This is a genomic window from Mesorhizobium sp. Primo-A, assembly GCF_003997175.1.
Classification (GTDB): Bacteria; Pseudomonadota; Alphaproteobacteria; order Rhizobiales; family Rhizobiaceae; genus Mesorhizobium; species Mesorhizobium ciceri.
In genome coordinates this window covers 236,758-258,398 of the sequence record NZ_RZTG01000001.1, presented here as the reverse complement: position 1 = coordinate 258,398, position 21,641 = coordinate 236,758, and the positions used below count along the sequence as shown (strand labels likewise).

The 21,641-nt window shown below is 63.5% G+C and carries 17 protein-coding genes; 4 read left to right on the top strand and 13 right to left on the bottom strand.

Going from position 1 to position 21,641, the window contains the following annotated elements:
• Window positions 1-44 precede the first annotated feature (44 nt).
• The 12 genes from EOC83_RS01175 to EOC83_RS01120 all read right to left on the bottom strand — a co-directional run bounded on the left by EOC83_RS01175 (window position 45) and on the right by EOC83_RS01120 (window position 15,677).
• Entirely contained in the window at window positions 45-686 is a 642-nt protein-coding gene (locus EOC83_RS01175; protein ID WP_024502654.1) for a ribbon-helix-helix domain-containing protein, read from the bottom strand.
• Window positions 676-1,965 carry an HlyD family type I secretion periplasmic adaptor subunit gene (locus EOC83_RS01170; protein ID WP_063168901.1) on the bottom strand — a complete coding sequence of 430 codons (1,290 nt, stop codon included), beginning with the start codon at window positions 1,963-1,965 and terminating at the stop codon, window positions 676-678. Before EOC83_RS01170 ends, EOC83_RS01175 begins: the two co-directional genes overlap by 11 nt.
• A 42-nt stretch (window positions 1,966-2,007) precedes the next feature.
• Entirely contained in the window at window positions 2,008-4,140 is a 2,133-nt protein-coding gene (locus tag EOC83_RS01165; RefSeq protein WP_013529845.1) for a type I secretion system permease/ATPase, read from the bottom strand.
• 39 nt (window positions 4,141-4,179) lie between these two features.
• Complete coding sequence (locus EOC83_RS01160; protein ID WP_013529844.1) at window positions 4,180-5,628, bottom strand: TolC family protein; 1,449 nt, start codon at window positions 5,626-5,628, stop codon at window positions 4,180-4,182.
• 421 nt (window positions 5,629-6,049) lie between these two features.
• A complete protein-coding gene (locus EOC83_RS01155) occupies window positions 6,050-6,595 on the bottom strand; it encodes an invasion associated locus B family protein (protein WP_063168902.1) in 546 nt (181 codons plus the stop codon).
• On the bottom strand, window positions 6,580-7,041 hold the full coding sequence (locus EOC83_RS01150) for a DUF4189 domain-containing protein (RefSeq protein WP_013529842.1): 462 nt from the start codon (window positions 7,039-7,041) through the stop codon (window positions 6,580-6,582). The genes EOC83_RS01155 and EOC83_RS01150 overlap by 16 nt, the downstream gene beginning before the upstream one ends.
• Before the next feature lie 38 nt (window positions 7,042-7,079).
• Window positions 7,080-7,745, bottom strand: coding sequence for a hypothetical protein (locus EOC83_RS01145; protein ID WP_013529841.1), 666 nt, complete (start codon window positions 7,743-7,745; stop codon window positions 7,080-7,082).
• A 13-nt stretch (window positions 7,746-7,758) separates the two neighbouring features.
• Window positions 7,759-8,316, bottom strand: coding sequence for an invasion associated locus B family protein (locus EOC83_RS01140; protein WP_013529840.1), 558 nt, complete (start codon window positions 8,314-8,316; stop codon window positions 7,759-7,761).
• A gap of 7 nt (window positions 8,317-8,323) precedes the next feature.
• On the bottom strand, window positions 8,324-13,777 hold the full coding sequence (locus tag EOC83_RS01135; RefSeq protein ID WP_063168903.1) for a YadA-like family protein: 5,454 nt from the start codon (window positions 13,775-13,777) through the stop codon (window positions 8,324-8,326).
• Between the two features lie 195 nt (window positions 13,778-13,972).
• Window positions 13,973-14,500, bottom strand: a complete 528-nt coding sequence (locus EOC83_RS01130; RefSeq protein WP_063168904.1) for an AraC family transcriptional regulator — start codon at window positions 14,498-14,500, stop codon at window positions 13,973-13,975.
• Window positions 14,501-14,863: a hypothetical protein gene (locus EOC83_RS32725; protein WP_063168905.1), complete on the bottom strand. Its 363-nt coding sequence runs from the start codon at window positions 14,861-14,863 to the stop codon at window positions 14,501-14,503.
• Window positions 14,864-15,476: 613 nt separating this feature from the next.
• Window positions 15,477-15,677: a hypothetical protein gene (locus EOC83_RS01120; protein ID WP_082826544.1), complete on the bottom strand. Its 201-nt coding sequence runs from the start codon at window positions 15,675-15,677 to the stop codon at window positions 15,477-15,479.
• Window positions 15,678-15,985: 308 nt separating this feature from the next.
• Here EOC83_RS01120 and EOC83_RS01115 point away from each other — a divergent pair, with 308 nt between their 5' ends.
• The 4 genes from EOC83_RS01115 (at window position 15,986) to EOC83_RS01100 (ending at window position 20,049) form a co-directional block, all read left to right on the top strand.
• Window positions 15,986-17,449, top strand: a complete 1,464-nt coding sequence (locus tag EOC83_RS01115; protein WP_024502662.1) for a phosphatidylserine/phosphatidylglycerophosphate/cardiolipin synthase family protein — start codon at window positions 15,986-15,988, stop codon at window positions 17,447-17,449.
• Window positions 17,450-17,557: 108 nt separating this feature from the next.
• Window positions 17,558-18,406, top strand: coding sequence for an endonuclease/exonuclease/phosphatase family protein (locus EOC83_RS01110; RefSeq protein WP_013529834.1), 849 nt, complete (start codon window positions 17,558-17,560; stop codon window positions 18,404-18,406).
• A gap of 62 nt (window positions 18,407-18,468) precedes the next feature.
• Window positions 18,469-18,801, top strand: a complete 333-nt coding sequence (locus EOC83_RS01105; protein ID WP_063168906.1) for a hypothetical protein — start codon at window positions 18,469-18,471, stop codon at window positions 18,799-18,801.
• A 387-nt stretch (window positions 18,802-19,188) separates the two neighbouring features.
• On the top strand, window positions 19,189-20,049 hold the full coding sequence (locus tag EOC83_RS01100; RefSeq protein ID WP_024502664.1) for a hypothetical protein: 861 nt from the start codon (window positions 19,189-19,191) through the stop codon (window positions 20,047-20,049).
• A 62-nt stretch (window positions 20,050-20,111) separates the two neighbouring features.
• Here the strand turns inward: EOC83_RS01100 and EOC83_RS01095 are convergent, their stop codons facing one another.
• Window positions 20,112-21,626, bottom strand: coding sequence for an aldehyde dehydrogenase family protein (locus EOC83_RS01095; RefSeq protein ID WP_027161453.1), 1,515 nt, complete (start codon window positions 21,624-21,626; stop codon window positions 20,112-20,114).
• Between the last annotated feature and the right edge of the window lie 15 nt (window positions 21,627-21,641).

Below are 21,641 nucleotides of genomic sequence, written 5' to 3'. Positions count from 1 at the left end.
CGGCCAGTCCAAGCCATAGGTTCTCGCCAAAGACTGGCGGGCATTCAGCCGCCGAAGACGAACGCCATCAGCAGCTCCGGCTCGAGCACCGGGGCCCGCACCGCATTCAATTGCCCCCGGTATCGACGGTCACCCGCGCCGATGACAAAACCGGTGGCCACCGGCGATTCGCCATTGGCGTCGAGCCGCGTGAAGATGTCGGCCACATTGAGGTCCAGCGCCAGCTTGAGGTCGTGCCGTGCGTCATCGCTTGGGGCGATCGGCAATTGGCGCTTGACCAGTTGCTGGAACGGCGCGTTGAACGACAGGATCTTCTTCGAAGAAGCCAGGGCAAAGGCCGGAGACGGGCACGCGACCAGTATGGCGTTGATGGTGTTGATCGATGCAAGCCTTCGCAAGGTCAGGTTTTCGTCCCCCAACCCACGCATGCAGGCCACCCTGATCGCGGATGTCAGATTGCCTGTCTGGGCCTGGCTTTCGGCGATCTCGTCGATGAGCATGCCGATCGTGCACTTCCTGCTTTCGGCCATCTGCTTCAGCGACATCCAGAATGCCCGCTCCAGACGAATGCCGCGCCGTATGCCACCGCGCGCCACGACCCGAAACTCCAGCCCGAAATCCTCGGCGGCGACTGGCGCAAGCAGCCGCTCGCGATCGGAATGATGAGGGCTGGCGCTACCGCTCACTCATCGCCTCCTCGCGCGCCTTGTTGATCGGCTTCAGGAGGTAGTGCAGGATCGTCTTGCGCCCGGTCTTGATGTCGACCGAGCAGATCATTCCGGGGATGATCGAATAGGCCTTGCCGTCTCTTTGAAGGGTCGATTTGTCCGTCGCCACGCGCACCTGATAATAGGGCTCCCCCGTTTTCTGATCGACCAGGCTGTCGGCTGTGATGTTGGAGACCTTGCCCTCGATGCCGCCGAAGATCGAGAAGTCATAGGCGGTGACCTTGATAAGGGCTTCCTGGTCGGGCCGGATGAAGGCGACATCCCGCGGCGAGACCCGTGCCTCCACCAGCAACGTTTCGGAGGTTGGCACGATGCCGGCCACGACGGCGCCAGGCTGGACGAAGGCGCCGACCGTGTTCAGCTCCAGCGTGTTGACGATGCCGTCCACGGGAGACCGGATATCGGTGCGCGCGACCTTGTCGGTGGCTCCCCTTATGGTCTCATCCACCACCGAAAGGTCCGCCAGCGCCTGGGTAAGGTCGTCCAACGCCTCCTGCTGCAATTGCAGGCCGAGTTCCTCGACCTGAAGCTGAGCTTCCGTGATCGACGATTTGATCTTCTTTATCGTTTCGCCGGCAAGGTTCAGCTGGCCGTTGAGTTCGGTCTGTTCGCGCTCTACCCGGAGCTGCTCGGTCCTTGCCATCAGGCCTTTCTTGACCATCGCGTCGACGAGTTTTGCCTCCTGGTCGCTGACCGCCAGGTTCTTGGTAAGACGATCGGAATTGGCCTCCGCCTCGGCAAGTTCCTTCTCGCGCTGATCGAGGCGTGACTTGAGCACGGACAGCTTGTTGTCGAAGTTCCCGCGCCGGGCGATGAGCAGCTTCTGTTCATTGTCGCAGATTTGCGGAGCGACCGACTGGATGTCCTGCGGGCACGGAAATGGGCCCGAGAGATTGCCGGCCTGTTCGTATTTCAGCCTTGCTATGCGCACTTCCAGCGCGCGCGCCTTGGCCTGCTGCTCGCCAAGGCTGGACGTGTTGAGCGTGTTGTCCAGGCGGATGATGAGATCGTTCTTCTTGACGACCTGGCCGATCGTCACGGCGATTTCCTGAACCACACCGGCCTCGCTCGCCTGGATGATCTGGGTCTTGGAAGCAGGTATGACCTTGCCGTCGCCGCGTGCGATCTCATCGACTTCGGCAAAGGACGCCCAGGCGACAAAAACGACGAAGAGCGCTCCGATGATGAATATGGACGCCGACGCAAACAGCGGCGGCCGATCTTCCCTGGCAAGCATTTCCCACGCCCCAACGCATTGGATGCAGCAATAATTGTTTTGTCAGGCGCTTGTTTTCTGCAACGCCTGTATGACTTGGTCCTTCGGTCCGTCGGCAACGATTTTGCCCTGTTCGATAACGATCAGGCGGTCGGCCAGTTCAAGCATGCTGAACCGATGTGTGGAGACGATCAGCGTGGTGTCGCGGTCAAAGGCGACTTTGAGCTGCTTGATCAACTGGCGTTCGGAAGCAAGATCCATCGAGCCCGACGGCTCGTCCAGAAAGACGATTTTCGGTTTGGTCAGCAGCAGGCGCGCGATCGCCACCGTCTGCCTTTGGCCGCCGGAAAGATTGGTGCCGCGCTCGCCGACATTCATGTCGTAGCCGCGCGGGTGGCGTGAAACGAAATCATCGACGCCGGCAGCCTTTGCCGCTTCGATGATCTGTTCGTCTGTAGCCTCGGGGCATGCCATCAGGAGGTTCTCCTTGATGGTGCCCGAGAACAGGTCGCCGGCCTGCGCAACGATGCCGACCGCGGCGCGAACCTCGGACGGGTGATACTGGCGAATGTCGATCCCATCCAGCAGCAACTCACCGGAAGTCGGCAGGAAGAGCCGGCCGACCAGCCGACCCATCGTCGTCTTTCCCGATCCTATGCGGCCGATGATGCCGATCCGCTCACCCGGCTTGACCGAGAAATTCAGGCCGGTCAAAACTTCGTTTTCCGAGCCTGGATAGACAAACCCGACATTCCTGAACACCATCGCCCCCTTGCGGATGGGGCGGTTGACGAAGCCCACCGTGTCGGGTCGATCTTCCGGTTGAGCCATGATCGAATTCACCATCCTCAGCGAGAGCATGGCCTGGCGGAACCGGGACAACGTTATGGCGATCTGGCCGAGCGGCGCCACGGCCCTGCTCGCCAGCATCACCGTTCCTATGATTGCTCCTGTCGAAACATGCCCTTCCGAGAAGGCATAGGCGCCGGCCACGACCAGGGCGACGGTCACCAGCTGCTGTATGGACTGGGTGATGTTGCCCGCCGCCGCCGAAAGCTGCTTGATCTTCTCGGACGTGTTGGCGGCGTTCTTGGAGTGCTCTCCCCATTTCCGCAGCAGATACGCCTCGGCGCGCAGCGACTTGATGGTCTCCAGCGTCGAGATCGATTCGACCAGCAGGGCCTGGCGCTGCGATGCTTCGTTCATCGAGGCGGCGACGCGCTTGCCGATGCGGCGCTGGGTGACCAGGCCGACGATGACGGACATCACGAAGGCCAGCGCCGGTATGATCACCAGCCAGCCGCCTATTGCATAGATCACAAGGAGAAAGACGAAGACGAATGCCGTGTCGATGAACACGCTTATGGTGTTGGAGGTGAAGAACTCCCTGACGAACTCATATTGCGTGACCCTGTTTGCGTATTCGCCGGTCGAGCCGGGGCGCGCCGAAAGCGACGAGTTCAGCACTTTTTCGAACAGCAGATAGGATATCCGCAGATCCGCCTTGCGCCCGGCATAGTCGATGAGGGAAGCCCTTGCCGTCTTCAAAAGCAGGTCGAACAGGATGACCGCACCGATGCCGAGAGCCAGGACCCACAGTGTCGATATCGCCTTGTTCGGCAGGATCCTGTCGTAGACGTTCATGGTGAAGATCGGCGAGGCTATGGCCAGCAGATTGATGAACACCGCCGCCAGGACGACTTTCGAGTAGGTGCGCCAGAAAGCGCCCATCGTCCCCGTAAGCCAATGTCTTCGCTCGATCCTGGCCGCCGAGCCGACCGACATGGTCTCGGCGGCATTGGCATAGGTGATCGAAAAGGAAGCGCCGCCGCTGATGTAGCTGGCGGCCAGTTCCGACCGGCCGATCGTGGTGCGGCCGTCTTCCTGGGGCGCGGTGATATACGCATCGCCTTCGCCTAGAGCCAGCAGGGCGACGGGCAATTGGCTGACGCGAAAGACGATGGCCGGCAGGTCGATACGCCCCCTGAGAAAATCGCGATGATTGAACTCGGTGACTTCCAGGCCGATGCGTTCGGCAAGGTGCCTGATGTCGTCGGCCGCAATTCGCGTGTCCGAGAGCGGCACGCCGGCAAACAGCACGGTCTCCGCGCTCGGCCTGCCGAGATATCCGGCAACGGCCGAGAAGCAGGCCTTGAACGCCTCCTTCGGGGAGAGGATGTTGGGTTGCTGGTTCACGATCTGCCCGTCAGGACGCTCGCTGGACCTTGTGCTGTCCTATTTCTTCCTCACCGGAGCGAGAATATCGAATGGCAGGTCGTTCTTCTGCTCCGATGGCGTCCGCGCATAGGTTTCTGTGTCCGCGGTTTCCGGTGCTGCGAACTCGGTGCGTGCATAGGCCGTCGCTTGCTTTGCCGGCTCGAGATTCATCGTTTTCAGCAACTGTCCGGTCGCGGCCAGGAGCCGGTACTGGGCAAACAGCGATGCGTAGGAAGCGGTATCCGCCAGCGTTGCCGTGTTGAACCGTGTATTCTGCGCATCGAGCACGTCGAGCAGCGAGCGCTGTCCGACCTTGAACTGCTCGCGATAGGAAGCAACCAGCTTCTCATTGGCAGCGGCTTGTTGCCTCAGGGTCTTTGCCAGATCGGCTTGCCGGAAACGGCGATCCCATGAGGTGCGAACGGCTTCCTCGATTTCGCGCTGGACCTGATGCAGCGCGAGACGCTGTTCACTGGTGCGGCGGATCTGTTCCTGCTCGTTGGCCTTGTCGATGCCACCGCGGTAGAGGTTCCAGCGCAGGACCACGCGCGCCTGCAGGTCGGTGGTGTCGCCATCGTCGCCGTCAATGTCGGTTCCTGCCCGGGCCCGACCTTCAGCGATGATGGAGGGGCCAAATTTTGCCCGCGCAGCGTCCACGAGGGAGGCCGCCGCGTCGATGTCGCTGTTGGCCATGTGTACGCGCGGATTGCTTTCCCGCGCCAACCCTATCGCGTCGTCGAGCGAGCGCGGGAGTGCGGCCGAAACATCGCCAGGCCTCGAAGGGCTGGTCAGTGGCTTTCCGACGGTTTTGAAGAAGCGGATCTTGGCCGCTTCCAGTTCCTCGGTCGCCTCCTGCATGCGCGCCTTGGCGGCGAACAGCCGTTCCTCGGCCTGTTGACGGTCGGCCTCGTTCAGCGCGCCGCCCGAGATGCCTTGCCGGATGTCGCCGAGAATTGCCTGGTGGAAGCCGAGATTCTTCTTCGCTTCGGCAACGATCGAGGCCTGCAGCATGTATTCCAGATAGTCCTGGACAACGGACAACCCGATGAATTCGGACCGTTCCAGAACGCGGAACGAAGCGCCGTCGACGCGCGATGCCTGACGGTTCAATTCGGCCCGCCTTCCGCCGCTGTCATAAAGCGTCTGCGAAACGGTAAGATCCGTTTCAGCCGGATAGAGCGCATCGCCTTCGATGGAAAGAGAGCGCCGGGACGGATTGTCGAGCCGGCGAACGCCAGCCGATGCCTCGACATCGACACTGGGAAGATAAAGGCCCTTGGCCTGCCGCAACTCGAACTCGATGGCTTCGCGATTTTCGATCGCCTGTCCAATCTCGGGATTGGACTCCACCGCGACAGCCATCGCCTCCTTGAGCGTGAGCGCGTGAGCGCTGCCGCAGGTCAGCATGGTGGCCGCCATCAAAAGACCAAGGCGCCTGCCTATGGTCGACATGTTTGTCGTATTCATTAATCCCACCCTAACGTTTCCCCAGCGTCCTTTTCAGAGCGCTAACCAAGCCAAGGCCTGCCCGTCGGTGGATTATTCACAGATTCACGAAATATGTGAGCGATTATTGATTTAGAGATCGCTAAATAGCCTTTTTGGGCAACAAGGCTGCGAGATGTAGCAAAAATAGCACATAACGTCGGCTCGCTGCGGTTGTATCCAGACGCCGCATTCAGTGGGAAAGCACAAAAAACGGCAGGCCAGTGGGCCGGTATGGCCAGAATCATGGCCGGTTCGGATAGCGGCTGTCGATGATCCAACCTGAAGTTGAGCCCTTTTTCAGGCACGCCCCTTTGGATGCCGCGTCCAAAAATACTCCATCGCGGCGGCCGGCGTACGCTTCATGTGGCTCACTGCGGCCAAAAGCTGGTCAGCGCGCACCCTAATTTGCGCTCAACGCCACCATGCGGTCGAGCGCCGCGGTCAGGCCGCGAAGCGACACAGGGAAGCTCAGCGGGGTCTCGGCGTCCGTCGTGACATTGAGCTTCAGCACCGAGCCTCCCCTCAGCTTTCCAAGCGTCGGCCGATCAACCGTAAAGACGGAGACGCAACCCGTCGGCAGGCAGGTCCTGAAGCGCTGCGGGGACGGCGGTTGATCGTCGATCTGCAGCGTCACGCCCGGATCAAGGAGGATGCCGAAGGGCAGAAGCAGGGTAGCCGTCGTCGAACCGTCCGGGCGTGCCGCGATCTCCATGGCAAGAAGCCTCTGCCCGTTCTGCTGGACCTGGTCTTGCGCAAGCGAGCACACTCTCGCCTTTTCCCGTACCGAACAGGTCACGCTCCAGTCCTGATAGACCTCACGCAGCGATGAGGGTCCATCCGGGACAGCCGCCACCTGTTGCTGGGCAGACGCCGGCGACATCAATGAGAATAGAATTGCTCCACATGCGGAGACGGCCTTCGGGCCAAGCTTCATGTGCAGACCCATTCGCGGATCTTGCATTTCTCTCCCGTCGCCTCGCAGGCCTGCAAAGCGAGATCCTCCGCTTCCCGACGGGTCTCGGCCGAGTTCACGCCCCAGGGCGTGAAACGGTTCTCCACTTTGTCTGCCACGGCAAGCGCACCGCAGTGCTTGTAGGGAAAGCCGGTCTCGTCGTCATCATTCCAATGGCGATGGTTGCGGAAGACGGTGACGACGTTGCAGGCCTTTCCGCCTGCGTTCTCGCAATATTTCTGTGCGATGTCCTTCGCTTCCTGCCGCTTGTCGGCGCCCCAGAAGAAGCCGTATTTGCTATCGGCCTGCGAATAGGCAATGGCCGCCCATATGCCCTTTTCCTCCTGTTGCGGTTCCGATGGGGCCACAAGGTCGGCTGAGACGACTTGTCCGCTCCACAACAAGGTCAAGCCCAAAACTGCCAAAGCCTGCAATCTCATGGTCGGCATCCTTTCCTTGACCTCACTCGCTTCGCGTCCTACTTCGCCGCCGAAGCAAGGGAGATCACCACACAGCTTTTGCCCGTCGGCAGGAGAAGCGCTTCACCGGCATTGCCGCCGAGCTCGTAGACCTCGACCTGCCCGAGATGGTCGGTGATCTTGCTGCCCTGCGGCAGGATGGATGGGATGTCGGCGCACGGGCTGGCGAATGGCGCCACCCGCACCATCGCCCCTTCGCAACCCGTGGCGGTGGGCGATGCGAAGACGATGCCGGCGGCCGGTCCGCTATAGCGTTCCGACGCATAGTCCATGCCGACAAAGGCCTGGATGGCGTGCTTGTCGGCGGCCTGGTCGTTCCACAGGGATTTGACGCTGTATTTCGTGCCGGTCGTCAGGATCTGTCCGAGCACTGGATAGACGGTCGAGCAGGCCTGCACACCGGCCTGCTTGACATGCTCGAGGAAGGGCGTGTCCGGAAGCACGGGGGCCGCCGCTGTTGCTGCAGGTGCGGCCGTCGCGCCGCCGACCAGATTGGCGACCGCGGCGTAATTCCCGGCGGCGAAGCCAAGCCCCGCCACGACCAATCCCAGCAGTGAATATCCGGCCGCGCGTGGCCAGCGCCTTGGGGGCTCGGCCCGCCTCTGCCGATCCGCCTCGACGCTCGGAGTGCGTTTGGCGGACGTGAACTGGTCCTGCTGGCTCATGGTGGCGCCTCGGTTATTTGAGTGGTGAAAGGGCGTCTGACAGCCCCTTGAGCGTTGCGGTAACGGTGATCGTCTGCCCGTCGACCGTCGAGTAGGAGATCGCCGGCGTCGCGTTCTGCGATATCTGCCGGCGCATGACGGGGCCGACCGGCAACATGCCGACACAGACCATTTCGTTGCAGCCGTTCAGCTGCACGTCGATCGGCTGCTTCTGTCCATCGAATTTCACGGACACCAGGCCATCGCTCCTGGCGTTCGGGGCGGTGCGCAGGATCATGTACGGCTTGCCGTCCTGGGTGGCGGCAAGCGACCAGCTGAAGGCCATCTTGCCGGACGCGTCCTCGATGATCTGCGAGACGTTGCAGACCTTCTTGCGGGCTTTGAGGTTCTCGTCGCAGATCAGCGTCCAGTTGTCGAATGGGCGTATGGTGCGCTGGTAGTCTCCGAGCTTCACCTCGGGCGGGAGCACCACGTCCGAAGGCTTGATCCTGTAGGTCGACGCGACCTGCCCGGCGGCCGGCACGAGGCCGCCGCAAAGCGCCAGGCAGGTCAGGGCAACAAGTCCTTTCATCCCTGCCTCAGTTCAAGGTGAAGCTGATGCCGGCGCCGACGCCGACATGCCCACCCGCTGCCGTGCCCGACAGATTGCCGCGGATGCGGCCGTCCTCGCTGGTGTAGCCCGCACCGAAGGCGAACGCGCCGGCGTCGCGCCAGAGGCCGCCACCCGCCGCGACGCTCAGCTTTCCGGGCCGGTCGTCGTAGCGCAGCGAGGCGGCGGCGAGGCCTATCGCGGCCGCCTGCCGGGCCTCGTCGCGGATGCCGTTGATGTCCGAATTGAGCTGGCCGAGCTTCTGGTCGGTATAGTCGTTGGCCTGCTGCAGGGTCGTGGCGGCTACCTTGTCGGTGTAGTCGTTGGACGTATCGATAGCGTAAGCCACGCGGTTGTCCGTATAGCTCTTGCCGGCGGTCAGGCCCTGGTTCATCTGTTCGACATTGACCGCATCGGTCCCTTTGACGCCGGGGCCGACATTGGAGATGACGACCGGCGCGTTGACGTCGCCACCCTGCAGCGTGATGGTGTTCGACTTGACGCCGCCCGGGGCGTCATAGGTCACCGCGTTCTGGGTGAGGTTTCCGACGCCGGCTTTCAAATCCTCGATCGCCGTGTTGGTGGCGTAGAGCTGCGAGCCGTTGATCGCATCCGTGCTGCCGGCATCGACGCGCCCGGCGGCGACGTTGGTGATCGTCCGCTCGGCGCCGGCATCGCCGACGCTGACGGTTCCGGTCGGAGTCGTTCCGGCGAAGGTGTAGGTCTTGCCGCCGATGACGGTGCTGGAGGTGCCGACGGCTGTCTGCGTCACCGAGCCGGAGCCGAGCGCCACATCGTTGGCGTTGTTGGCCTGCGCACCCTGGCCGAGCGCGACGGCGCCCGCCCCGGTAGCCGTCGAGCCATGGCCCGCAGCCACGCTCTCGGCGCCGCTCGCCACGCTTTCCGGCCCGATCGCCACCGCGTTGGTGCCGCCGGCGATGCTGTCGGCCAGCGTCGAATTGGCGTGGAAGTATTTGATGCCGCCGCCATTGCTGATGGTGGTCAGGGCATTGTCGACGGCCGTCAGGCCGTCATAGACGGTCGAGTAGTTGTTGCCCTGGATAGTGTAGGTCGGGCCGGTGATCGAGCCGTCGGGATTGATCGTGGTAACGCCGCCGAACAGGTCGGTGACGTTTTTCGTCACGCCGCGCAACTGCGAGACGTTGACGCCGTCGGTGTCGGCCGAGCCCGCCGCGACATTGGTCAGCTTGCGTTCGGCCCCGGCGGCGCCGATCGACACCTCGCCGACCGAGGTCTGCGCGCCAGCAAGCCCATAGGCCGCGTAGTTCGTTTGTGCGCCGACCGTGGTGATGGACTGCGCACCAAGCGCGACGCTGTTGATGAAGGTGCTTTGGGCGCCGGCGCCGAGCGCCACCGACTGGATGCCGGAGGCGGTCGAATTGGTGCCGAGCGCCAGGCCGTCGGCCAGCAGCACATGCGCGTTCTGGCCGATGGCCGTTCCGCCGGGTGCTGTCTGGTCGACGATGGCGCCGTTGCCGATGCCGATGCCGTTGTCGCCGTTGACGACGGTCGTCGGACCGACCGCGACCGACTCCGCGCCGACCGCCAGCGAGTCGCCCGCCGCCGAATTGGCATGGAAGTATTTCGTCGAGGTGACCGACACGGCAGCGATGGCGCCGGCGAGCTGGCGCACCGTCACCGCGTCCTGGTCCTGCGTGCCGTCGGCCACATTGGTGATCTGCCGGTAGGAGTTGACGTCGCCGACCGAAACCGCGCCGAGCAGCGCCTTGTCGGTCGTGTTGAACTGGATGAAGTTCGACGGACCGGCTGCGATCTGGCCGGTAGCCGGAGCGATCGCGCGATTGGAGATCGAACCCGAGCCCAGCGCCACGCTGCCGTCGATGCTGGCGTTGCTGGCGCGGCCGAGCGCCAGCGCGCTGACCCCGGTCGCGGTCGCCTGGTAGCCGACAGCGGTGGAGCCGACACCTTGTGCGAAGGAATCGGTCTGCGCCAGTCCGGCCTCGTTAGTGCGAGCGTAGCGGATGCCGATGCCGTTGGCGTCGGTGTAGGCGGTCGAGGTGTCGCCGGCGATGTTGTTGACAATGTTGCCGAGATTGGTCACGCCAGCGCCAAGATTGTTGACGGTGGTGCCGATGGCATCGACGGCCTGGTTGGTGGCGGCGAGCTGCGAGCCGTTGAGGGCGTCGGTCGACGTCGAGCTGATCCGCCCCGCGGCGACATTGGTGATGGTGCGTTCCGCACCGACCGCGCCGACGCTGACCGTCGAGGTCGGATTGGTGCCCTGGAAGGCATAGGTCGTGCCGTTGATCACGGTGCTCGGCGTGGCGACAGCGACGTCGGTGACACTGCCCGAGCCGAGCGCCACGGCGCCTGCGTTGGCGGCGGTGGCGTTGGCGCCCAGCGCCAGCGCATCGACGGCGCTGGCATTCGCTTGCTTGCCGAGAGCGGTCGCTTGAGCGTTGGTTGCGAACGCGTTCTGGCCGATCGCCGTGCTGGACAGGCCTGTGGCATTGGCGTTGGCGCCGACGGCGGTGGCGAATTGGCCCGAGGCCTTGGATATGTAGCCCATCGCCGTTGCGTCGAGCGCCGATGCGACGGCGCCGCTGCCGATGGCCGAGGCGTTGGCGTCGGAGGCGCTCGAATTGACACCGGCCGCGATGGCGTTCGTCCCCGTTGCGGTCGCGACGGGTCCGATCGCGACCGAGTCCGTGCCCGTCGCCGAAGAGTCCGCCGCCGTCGAGTTGGCATGGAAATACTTGATGCCGCCGCCGACATTGATGTTGTTGACGACGGCGCCGATGGCGTCGACGGCCTGGTTGGTGGCGGCGAGCTGCGAACCGTTGATCGCATCGGTCGACGTCGAGCTGATCCGCCCCGCGGCGACATTGGTGATGGTGCGTTCCGCACCGGCCGCGCCGATGCTGACCGTCGAGGTCGGAGTAGTGCCCTGGAAGGCGTAGGTCGTGCCGTTGATCACCGCGCTGGGCGTGCCGACGGCGACGTCGGTGACACTGCCGGAGCCGAGCGCCACGGCGCCTGCGTTGCCGGCTGTGGCGTTGGGTCCCAACGCGACCGCATCCGCGGCGCTGGCATTCGCTTGCTTGCCGAGAGCGGTCGCTTGCCCGGCGGTAGCAAACGCGTTCTGGCCGACCGCGGTGCTGGACAAGCCTGTCGCGTTGGCATTCGGTCCGACGGCGGTGCTGAAGTCGCCCGAGGCCTTGGATATGTATCCAAACGCCGTTGCGTCGAGGCCGGAGGCACTCGCATTGTTGCCGGCCGCGATGGCGTTCGCCCCTGCCGCAGTCGAGAGAGGTCCGATCGCAACCGATTCCGCACCCGTCGCCGACGAATCCGCCGCCGTCGAATTGGCGTGGAAATACTTGATGCCGCCGACATTGATGTTGTTGACGACGGCGCCAATGGCGTCGACGGCCTGATTGGTGGCGAAGAGCTGCGAGCCGTTGATCGCGTCGGTCGAGAGCGCGCTGATCCGCCCCGCCGCCAGATTGGTGATGGTGCGCTCCGCACCGGGCGCGCCGATGCTGACCGTCGAGGTCGGGTTGGTGCCCTGGAAGGCGTAGGTCGTGCCGTTGACCACCCCACTGGCCGTGCCGACCGCCGTCGCGGTCACCGAGCCAGAGCCGAGCGCGACATCGCCGGAACTCGCTGCTGCCGAGGCGCCATTGCCGAGCGCGACATTGCCCGCGAGGCCGGCCGCACCGGCGGTCGAGCCGTTGCCCAGCGCCACGGAGCCTTGTCCGATCGCCTTGTTGTTGTTGCCGATGGCGACAGCACCGTTGGCCTGGTTGGCGGCGGTGGCGGTCGCGGTGCCGTCGCTGTTGGCGATGTTGTTGGCGCCGCCGGTGAAGGCGCCGGTGCCGCTGGCATAGCTGGGATCGCCGATGGAGACCGCGCCGTTGCCAAAGGCGGTGTTGCCGGACCCGATCGAGACCGCCTTGCCGCCGGTCGCCACCGCATTGGTGCCCATGGCCACCGCCTCGGCGGAATCGGCCTTGGCGCTCGTGCCCATGGCGATGGCGTCCTGCGCGCTCGCATTGGCCGACTTACCAACCGCGGTGCTGTTTATGCCGCTCGCCGTGGCGCCCAAGCCTAGCGCGCTCGCGCTCGCTGCGGTCGCGGTGGCGTTGTTGCCGAGCGCGGTCGCCGAGACGTCCGTGGCCTGGGCTCCCGAGCCCGCCGCGACCGAGCCTACTCCACTCGACACGGCCGAATTGCCCAGGGCCAATGCGAAATTGCCCGAAGCCGTGGCGACGTTGCCGAACGCCGCCGAGTTTGACGCCGATGCATTTGCCTGGGGACCGACGGCGGCGGCATTGAGGCCGGCGGCTTGGGCCTGGAAGCCCACGGCTGTCGAACTGGTACCACTCGCAACCGAGGAAGCGCCCATTGCGGTAGCGAAACCGCCGGAAGAGACCGCATTGGTGCCGATCGCGATGCTGTTGGGCAAGGCCGTGTTGGCCTGAACGCCCGCCTGCGCGCCTAGGCCGAGCGCGATAGACTGGTTGCCCCAGGCGCCGGCGTTCCTACCCATCGCCGTGGCGCTCGTGCCCGTCGACTGGCTTTGGCGCCCGATCGCAATGCTGTCAACCTGAGACGCCAGCACGTCCGTGCCGATGGCGACGGCGCTCTCTTGAAGGGCGCCCTTTCCCGCTGCGGTTCGGTTGCCAAGATTGATGGCGTTGATCGCGGTCGAGGTCGCCTGGAAGCCGATGGCGATAGAGTTCTGCTGGCTTGCGACGGCGCTATTCCCTTGGGCAAGCGCATCCAGCCCGGACGCTGTCGCCCCAAACCCGAGCGCGGTGGCGCGCAGCCCGGTCGCCCGGGTAACATAGCCGATCGCCGTCGAGTTCGTTCCGTCGGCGCGCGCGTTCAGGCCAAAGGCGGCCGAGCCTGCGGCTGCGACCGAGTTGACGCCAATGGAGCTTGCTCCGTCTCCGACAGCCTGGGCGTTCCCGCCTATCGCGAGGGCGTTGACGCCGTTCGCGCCGGAGATGACACCTATGCCTATGGCATTGAGGCCATTGACACCCATCGCATAGCCGATGGCGATCGTGCCGTCGCCCGTTGCACTGTTGGAGATGCCCAACGCCACGCTGTTATTGCCATTTGAGGTGGCACCATTACCGATGGCGACGGCGTTGCCGCCTGTCGCGGACCCGCCGCCGGCCTGATATTGCGCCTGAGCTGGCGTCGCAGCCATGCCGATCGCGAAGGCGCCCAGCATCGCGGCCGCCGCCGACATCCCGCCGACGCCCAGCGTCCCCAGCCCCAGGCGCTTGCGCCCCATGCCAAGCACGCTATGAGCCATGCGCAGCACCGCCATCAAGCGGCGGCGAACCGAGCGGGAGCGAGGATCGCCATTCGCGATCCAGTGCCCGGCGAAATGCGCCGCGCGATGCTGAACTAGAAGCGAGCCGTTCGAAATCTGATTGTCGGTCATGGTCCCTCTCCGCTGGCCGGCACGAAATGTCTGACAATTCCGCTCTATCGCAGGAAGACATGATTCCTGCCCGCGGTATTTCACGAAATTGCTGTCTTGTGAGAAAAGATCGGAGCAAACCGGCAGAGGTTAACAGCTCGTTACCTTAGAGACTGCTTTAAAACTAGGCAAACAAGCAATTCCATGAGCGCCGTCTCATCTAACCTTGGCGTTAAGCTTGCCCACCCGTAGCTGCAGCGGCGTCACCTGCCGGTATTTCTTCATGGCGGTGGTAAAATGGCTCTGGCTCGAAAATCCGCAGGAATGAGCGATGTCCGTGATGGTCATGCGGCTGTCGGCAAGCAGCCTTTCAGCGAGGTCCAGCCGCAAATCGAGAACATATTGATGCGGCGGCACCCCGAACGTCCTCGAGAAAGCCCGCATGAAGTGATAGGGTGAAAGACCGCAAACCGCGGCCATCTCGGCAAGCGCCAGCTTGCGCGTGAAGTTCTCGTTCAGGAATTCCTGCACGCGGCGCGTGCTGCGAACCGAAAGCCCGCCTTTCGCGTTGAGCGTCGGTTGTCGCGAATTGGGTCCGGAAACCGGTCCGGGGACACCATCCTCACCCGGCATTTTTCGGCCTCCTGATTCGTCCCAGATGAGGTTCAACCCTAGGCTTCCTTCCGCGTTCCCCTGAAAAACAAATCGTGATTGATCGAAGCTGACCGGCGTAGCCAACCCCATTCATGAGAGCGTTCCGGCCGGACGGCGTACAACGCGCGGACTGCATGACATTCCAGACGATTCCTGCGGAGCTTGGGGCGGATTTGCAGCAAGATGTATTCTGGAAAACGCCGCAAGGCGCCTGTTGCGGCCTGGGTGGGTGCGCAGCAGATCGGCCGGGTCGACCGTGCCGAAAGCAGGCGGATCGAGTTCGGCGAGATCGAATTCATGCACGGCCAATTGCGCCAGCGCTTCGGGAGCGATGGAAACGACGGCGTTCTCCCGGGTCAGGGACCAGGCCGGCTTGCTGTCCACACCCGCCGGATTGACGACGCGACATCCGGTCGGCGTATCGTACCGCGTGATCCGGTCGCTGCCGAGCAAGGCTCTCGATCGGCGTGCGGGCCGCAGCGCAATTCCAGTGGAATGCTCTTTGGCCGGGAATGTCTGCGAGACGGGATCGCGGGCTGAGTCTATGACACTCCGCGCCGCGGTGGCCCTCCAGGGGCCTGCGCTTTCAGGGATTATGTCCAGGACATATCGAGCTGTCCGTTCTCGATTGACGCCCTGGGAATTGCCGCCTTCCCGAGCATCGTCCGTATTTTCCATTGCCTGGCCTCAGCCGCTTGTCTGTCGCCTGAAATCCCCCTTAGCCCGACCCGGATCCAACGTAACGCACATGCTGTGGATAGTGAATAACATCCGTACGCAAACAAAAAATTTTGTTCGGGATAAAAGCCCCTCGGGGCGAGGAACCCAGGCCTTTAGGTCGCGACTACGGGTCAACAGGTTCCTCTGGACCCTTCGGCGCATTGGCTGACGGAGCATCAAACGAAAAACCCGCCTGCTCGGCGGGTCACTGGCGCAAATCAGCACCATGCACGAATATATACCTTAGCTGAGATCACCGTGTCAAGAAAAAATTCCTACCGCGAAAAGCTGCCGACGCAAAGCCGCGACACCGCCAGCAATGCAGAGCTACCAGATTGGCTACCGGTCATTGCAGATCGTCGCGACGATTCTCATACAAATCCCATGCAAGTTCGACAAACCCCAGAAGAACGTCCTCCTCGCTCCATCCGGCAGCGACGGCCGCCTGGACGATCTCGCGGACGAGAGGCAGCAATTGGCGTTGGCATTCTGCCGACGTGTCGGCAACTATGTCATCGCCGGGAGGTTCATCGAAGTTGAATTTCATCGTTAGGCGCCCCCCTCGCCATCAATCAAAGTGTTCATATCATTAAGTTCATTCATCCTGATATACAATAGAGGTCGCACCAAAGCATAAGAGGCTTCGGAGGCTCTGAGCAGAACAGGATGATGCCAGGCTCTATGCTTCCGCTAGGTCAGGTTTGTCCTTCTGAACAGGGTCCGTTGGGAAGCTTCTACCCATCAATCTCTGCGGCTGGTCGAAACCTTCGGCCAGGGCCGCATGCCACCATCCGGCGAATGCGCGGCAGGACCGGCCGCATTGCCTTCTGCAACCGCTCGCTGGATAGTCTCGGCATGTTGGCGACCCTGGCGACTCACTGGCCGCAAATTCTGGCGATCATCTCCGTGGTGATGGCGACGGTCGGCATCGTCCATGCCGTCATGACCAAGGAAGATGTGCGCGCCGCCACCGGCTGGGTCGGCGTGATGGTGCTGTCCCCGATCCTCGGCGTGCTGATCTACGCCGTCGCCGGCATCAATCGCATCCGCCGTGCCACGATCACCGCCCAGCGCCCGTTTGCCGACGGCGTGGTGTCCGCCAAGCATGAGCGCGACGTCGCTGTCGAAGAGGCCCTGATCGTCGAGCGATACGGGCAACGGTTCACGGGCTTGCGGACACTCGGCGACAGGGTGGCGCGGCGCGCGCTCAACCCTGGAAACGCAATCGATGTGCTGGAGACCGGCGACGAGGCCTATGCCGCCATGTGCGCGGCGATCGACGGCGCCGAGCGCAGCGTCCTGCTCGAGACCTATATTTTCGACAATGACGCCGTCGGCCTGCTCTTCGTCGAGGCGCTGGCCGGCGCCGTCCGGCGCGGCGTCACCGTCCGCGTGCTGATCGATGCCGTCGGCGCCCGCTACTCGGTGCCGAGCATCCTGGGGCATTTGCGCGAGGCCAACATCCCCGCCGACGTCTTCAACGGCAACATCGTCATGGGCCTGCGCCTGCCCTACGCCAATCTGAGGACCCACCGGAAGATCCTGGTGGTGGACGGCATCGCCGCCTTCACCGGCGGCATGAACATCCGCAAAGGCTTCTCCGCCGAATTCGCCGGCTCCAACAGCGCCAGGGACACACATTTCCGGGTGACCGGCCCGATCGTCGCCGACCTCTTTTCGGTCGCCGCCGAAGACTGGCGCTTCGCCACCAACGAGGCGCTGAAGGGCGACGCCTGGCGCATTGCCCCGCTGTCGCCGTCGCCAGGCGCACCGATGATGGTGCGGGCGGTCGCTTCCGGCCCGGATGCCAGCAACGAGACCAACCACAAGCTGCTGATCGGTGCGTTCTCGGTCGCCCGCAAGTCCATACGCGTGATGTCGCCCTATTTCCTGCCGGATCGGGAACTGATCAGCGCCCTGATCACCGCCGGCAGGCGCGGGGTCGAGATAGACATCGTGGTGCCGGCGGTGAACAATCTTTTCCTCGTCGACCGCGCGATGATGGCGCAGTTCGATCAGGTGCTCAAACACTATTGCCGTGTCTGGCGAACCGAGGGACCATTCGACCATTCGAAGCTGCTTTCGATCGACGGCGTGTGGGCCTATGTCGGATCTTCCAATCTTGACGCCCGATCGCTGCGGCTCAATTTCGAGATCGACTTGGAGGTGCTCGATGCCGGCTTTGCCAGCGAGATCGAGGCGCGGATCGGGTCGGCGATTGCCTCCGCCGTGCCGGTAACGCTGGAAGCCTTGCGAGCCCGGCCGTTCCTAATCAGGCTGTTCGACCGGGCATTGTGGCTCGGTTCACCCTATCTCTAAGGCGGAGGTGCGCTTGAGGAACTCGTCTGTCATGGAACATACGCCGAAATTGCCTATTTTGACTGTATCCGGCTTCTGAATTGAAGCCAGCGAGAACGAGCAGCACAGATGCACAGAATTGGACGCAGCCTCCCGGCAAGCATGCTTCTGTCCCTTCGTGACCGCCGGATGCAGAAAGCTAACGCCGCCGCACTCAAGACGACAGCCACCACCGGCACGCTGGTTGCCTCCTACAATGTCCATAAATGCATCGGCGTCGACAGGAAGTTCGATCCGGACCGGACCATCCGCGTCATCCGCGAAATCGATCCGGATGTCATTGCCCTGCAGGAAGCCGACAACCGCTTCGGCGACCGTGATGGTCTTCTCGACCTGCCCCGGCTCGAACGGGAAACCGGACTGGTTCCGGTGCCGATTTCCGCCACCGGCAAGGGCCATGGCTGGCATGGCAACGTCTTGCTGTTCAAGAAGGGCGTCGTTCGCGACGTGCACCAGATCAAGCTTCCGGGGCTGGAGCCGCGCGGCGCGGTGGTGGCGGAGATCGACCTCGATGGAAGCCGGACGCTGCGCATCATCGCCGCCCATCTTGGCCTGCTGCGCCGCTCCCGCTCCCAGCAGGCGCGCGTCGTGCTCGACCTGATGAACAGCCCGGACGAAAGACCGACCCTGCTGCTCGGCGACCTCAACGAATGGCGGCTTGGCAACCGCTCCGCTCTCAACACGCTGCATGCGACGTTCGGCCCGCAGCCGCCGGCGGTCCCCACCTTCCCGTCGAACCTGCCGCTGCTGGCGCTCGACCGGATCATGGCCAACCGGCATGGCATGATTGCCGCCATCGACGCGCATGACACGCCGCTTTCACGCGTTGCCTCCGACCACCTGCCGCTGACAGCTTTCGTGCGCCTGGAGCGGGTGGACGATAACGCCTTGATGTCTCCCGCGTCGCAAAGAGTGTAAAATTAGTCGGAACGCCCAGTTCTTCCGCGAGTTACCATGTCTTGAACGTGTAGGAGGACGAGATGAAGAAGTTGATTCTGGCTTCCCTGTTGGCATTGGCCGCGACAGCGGCGATCACTGCGCCGACGCGAGCGGCAAGCGTGACCATCCAGTCCGACGACGATCGATATTTGCCGGACGACGATTCCGACAGTGGGATCGTTATTCGCCGTCACCACCGGGATCGCTATTACGACAATCAGTATGATGGCGACCGGAACGTTCAGTATGACGATGGCGAATACCGGTACGGCGAATATCGCCGCCACCACAGGCATCATCGCTGCCATATCGAACTGGTCAAGCACTGGCGCCACCACCACAGGGTGATCGAAGAGGTTCGCGTCTGCGGCTGATCCCGATCCGTACCAACCAGCCGGCGAAAGCCGGCCGGTTGGTCGCGTATTGGGGGGCGAGAGATGCCGCCATGGACCAGTTGGAAACGCCTTGCAGACGACTGACGCGCGGCGCGGTTCGCGCAGCTGGATTACCTGGCTGATCTTGTCGCGATTGCGCTTGGCCCGGTAACTCACTCTCCACCATCCTCGTCAAGCCGCAGATCACCGGCGCGCTTCCCAGGGCATGGCAATCGGCTAGCCGATCCCACCATGGACCGGTCGTTGCCCGACCCGTGTTCGGGTTGGGCTTGCTCTTCGCATTTGGTGCCTCTGGACACAGCCGTGGAAGGCTGAAAAATGTGGAGCGCAACTCGGCTTTTGGAGTTGAACCGGAACACCAGGAGGATGGCGCTGAAATTGGAAGATATTGCCGGCCATCCGGCGTTGCATCGCTACGTTCAGGAACAGTCCCTGGCGCTGATCCGAATCTATGAGGAGAGCCCTCGCCTGGCTTCCATTTTCGCCACGCAGCAGCGTTGGCTAATGGGTCATGTCGGCCTCGCCATGCATTTCAGGCGCGATCCGCACGACCGCCGCAAGGAACTGACGGTATCGCGGTTCATCGAGTTCGTGCACCAGCATGCGGTCGCCAGCCGCAACACGGCGGACGCTTTCATCAAGGAGATGCTGCACTACCACATCGCCGAGTATGTGTCGGGTGGCGACGGCCGTACGCACCCTTTGCAGCCGACGGCGGCAACCGTGCAGACCTTTACCGGCTGGGTCCTTGCCCATCTGCGGACGCTGGATCGCCTCGACGGCGCTGACCGCTTGGCCAGGTTCCTCGAACACCCCGAGATGGTTGCCGGGCTGCAGCCTCTGGTGGCGGACGGCCTGCTTGCCTCCAAGCCGGTGCGCGAACCCAACCAGACCTTTTCGCTGTTCATCTGGCTCAACAATGGCGGCATCGTCATGGACTGGCTGATGTCGGGCATCGACCCCGATCACGCCGGCCTGGACCAGATTCCGACCAGCGTGGTTTCGATCGGAGATTTCGCCAAATGGCTCAAGCTCTCGCGGACCCATCTGGCCCGCAAGCTGCGCGCTGCCGAGAATCTCGGCAGCATCGGCTGGCTCGGCCAGCGCGGCCATTCGGTGATGTGGGTGTCGAATACATTCTACCAGGAATACATGACAGTCCAGGCGGCCAAACTGGCCATCGTCGACACCGCTTTCAATGCCTGTTTTCCGCCGGCTGGAAGCTGATCGGTGCGGCATCCCCGTAACGGGGATGCCTTTCAATGCGGGCGATCAAAATCCCGAAGTTCTCAGTCGATGTCGAACGACACGCCCTGGGCGAGCGGCAGCGCCTTGGAATAGTTCACCGTGTTGGTGGCGCGCCGCATATAGGCCTTCCATGCGTCGGAGCCGCTCTCGCGGCCGCCGCCGGTTTCCTTTTCGCCGCCAAAGGCACCGCCGATCTCGGCGCCCGACGTACCGATGTTGACATTGGCAATGCCGCAATCCGATCCGTCGACACCCAGGAAACGCTCGGATTCCTGCAGGTCGCGGGTGAAGATCGACGACGACAGGCCTGCGCCCACGGCATTGTGCTCGTCGAGCACGGCGTCGAAATCCGAATATTTCATCACATAGAGGATCGGCGCGAAGGTCTCTTCCGTGACAGGGGCCACCTGCTTGGGCATCTCGACCAGCGCCGGGTGCACGTAATAGGCATCCGGGTGCCCGTTCTCGACCCGCGTGCCGCCGGTCACCTTGCCGCCATGGGCGGCGGCTTCCTTCAGCGCCTTCTGCATGGCCTCGTATGCCGCCTTGTCGATCAGTGGCCCGACCAGCGAGGAGGTCTCCAGCGGATTGCCGACAGACACACTCTCGTAAGCCTTCTTGAGGCGCGGAACCAGGGCGTCGTAGACGCTGTCATGCACGAACAGGCGCCGCAGCGTCGTGCAGCGCTGGCCGGCCGTGCCCATCGCTCCAAAGGCAATCGCGCGCAGCGCCATGTCGAGATCGGCGCTCGGGCAGACGATGCCGGCATTGTTGCCACCGAGTTCGAGCACTGCGCGGGCAAAGCGCTTGGCCAGCCGCGGGCCGACGTCGCGGCCCATGCGGGTCGAGCCGGTCGCCGAAACCAACGGCACTTTGGGGTGATCGACCAGGATCTCGCCGACGGCGCGGTCGCCGATCAGCACCGGCGCCAGGCCATCAGGTGCGTCCGCGCCGAAGCGCTTGACCGCACGCTTGAAGATGGCCTCGCAGGCAAGTGCGGTCAGCGGCGTCTTTTCCGACGGCTTCCACACCACCGCGTCGCCGCAGACCAGCGCCAGGGCGGCATTCCAGGACCACACCGCGACCGGGAAATTGAAGGCGGAAATGACGCCGACGACGCCGAGCGGATGCCAGGTTTCCATCATCCGATGGCCCGGGCGCTCGGTGGCGATGGTCAGGCCGTACAATTGCCGGGAGAGGCCTACGGCGAAATCGCAGATGTCGATCATCTCCTGCACTTCGCCGAGCCCCTCGGACGGGATCTTGCCGACCTCGATCGACACCAGCCGGCCAAGCTCGGCCTTGTGCGCGCGCAGTTCCTCGCCGAGCAGCCGCACCAGTTCGCCACGCCGCGGGCCCGGCACCATGCGCCAGGCCTGGAAGGCCTTGTGCGCGGCATCGATCACCTTGGCCGCGTCAGCCGGCGAGATCGTCTTCAGCGCCGCGATCTGCTCGCCCGTCACCGGGCTGCGCACGATCAGGTCGCCGCCGACGAGCGCTTCCTTGGCCACGCCCAGTTTCGCCAGCAGTTCGGTCGTTTCCTTGCCTATCGTCATTCTTGTCCCTTTCAG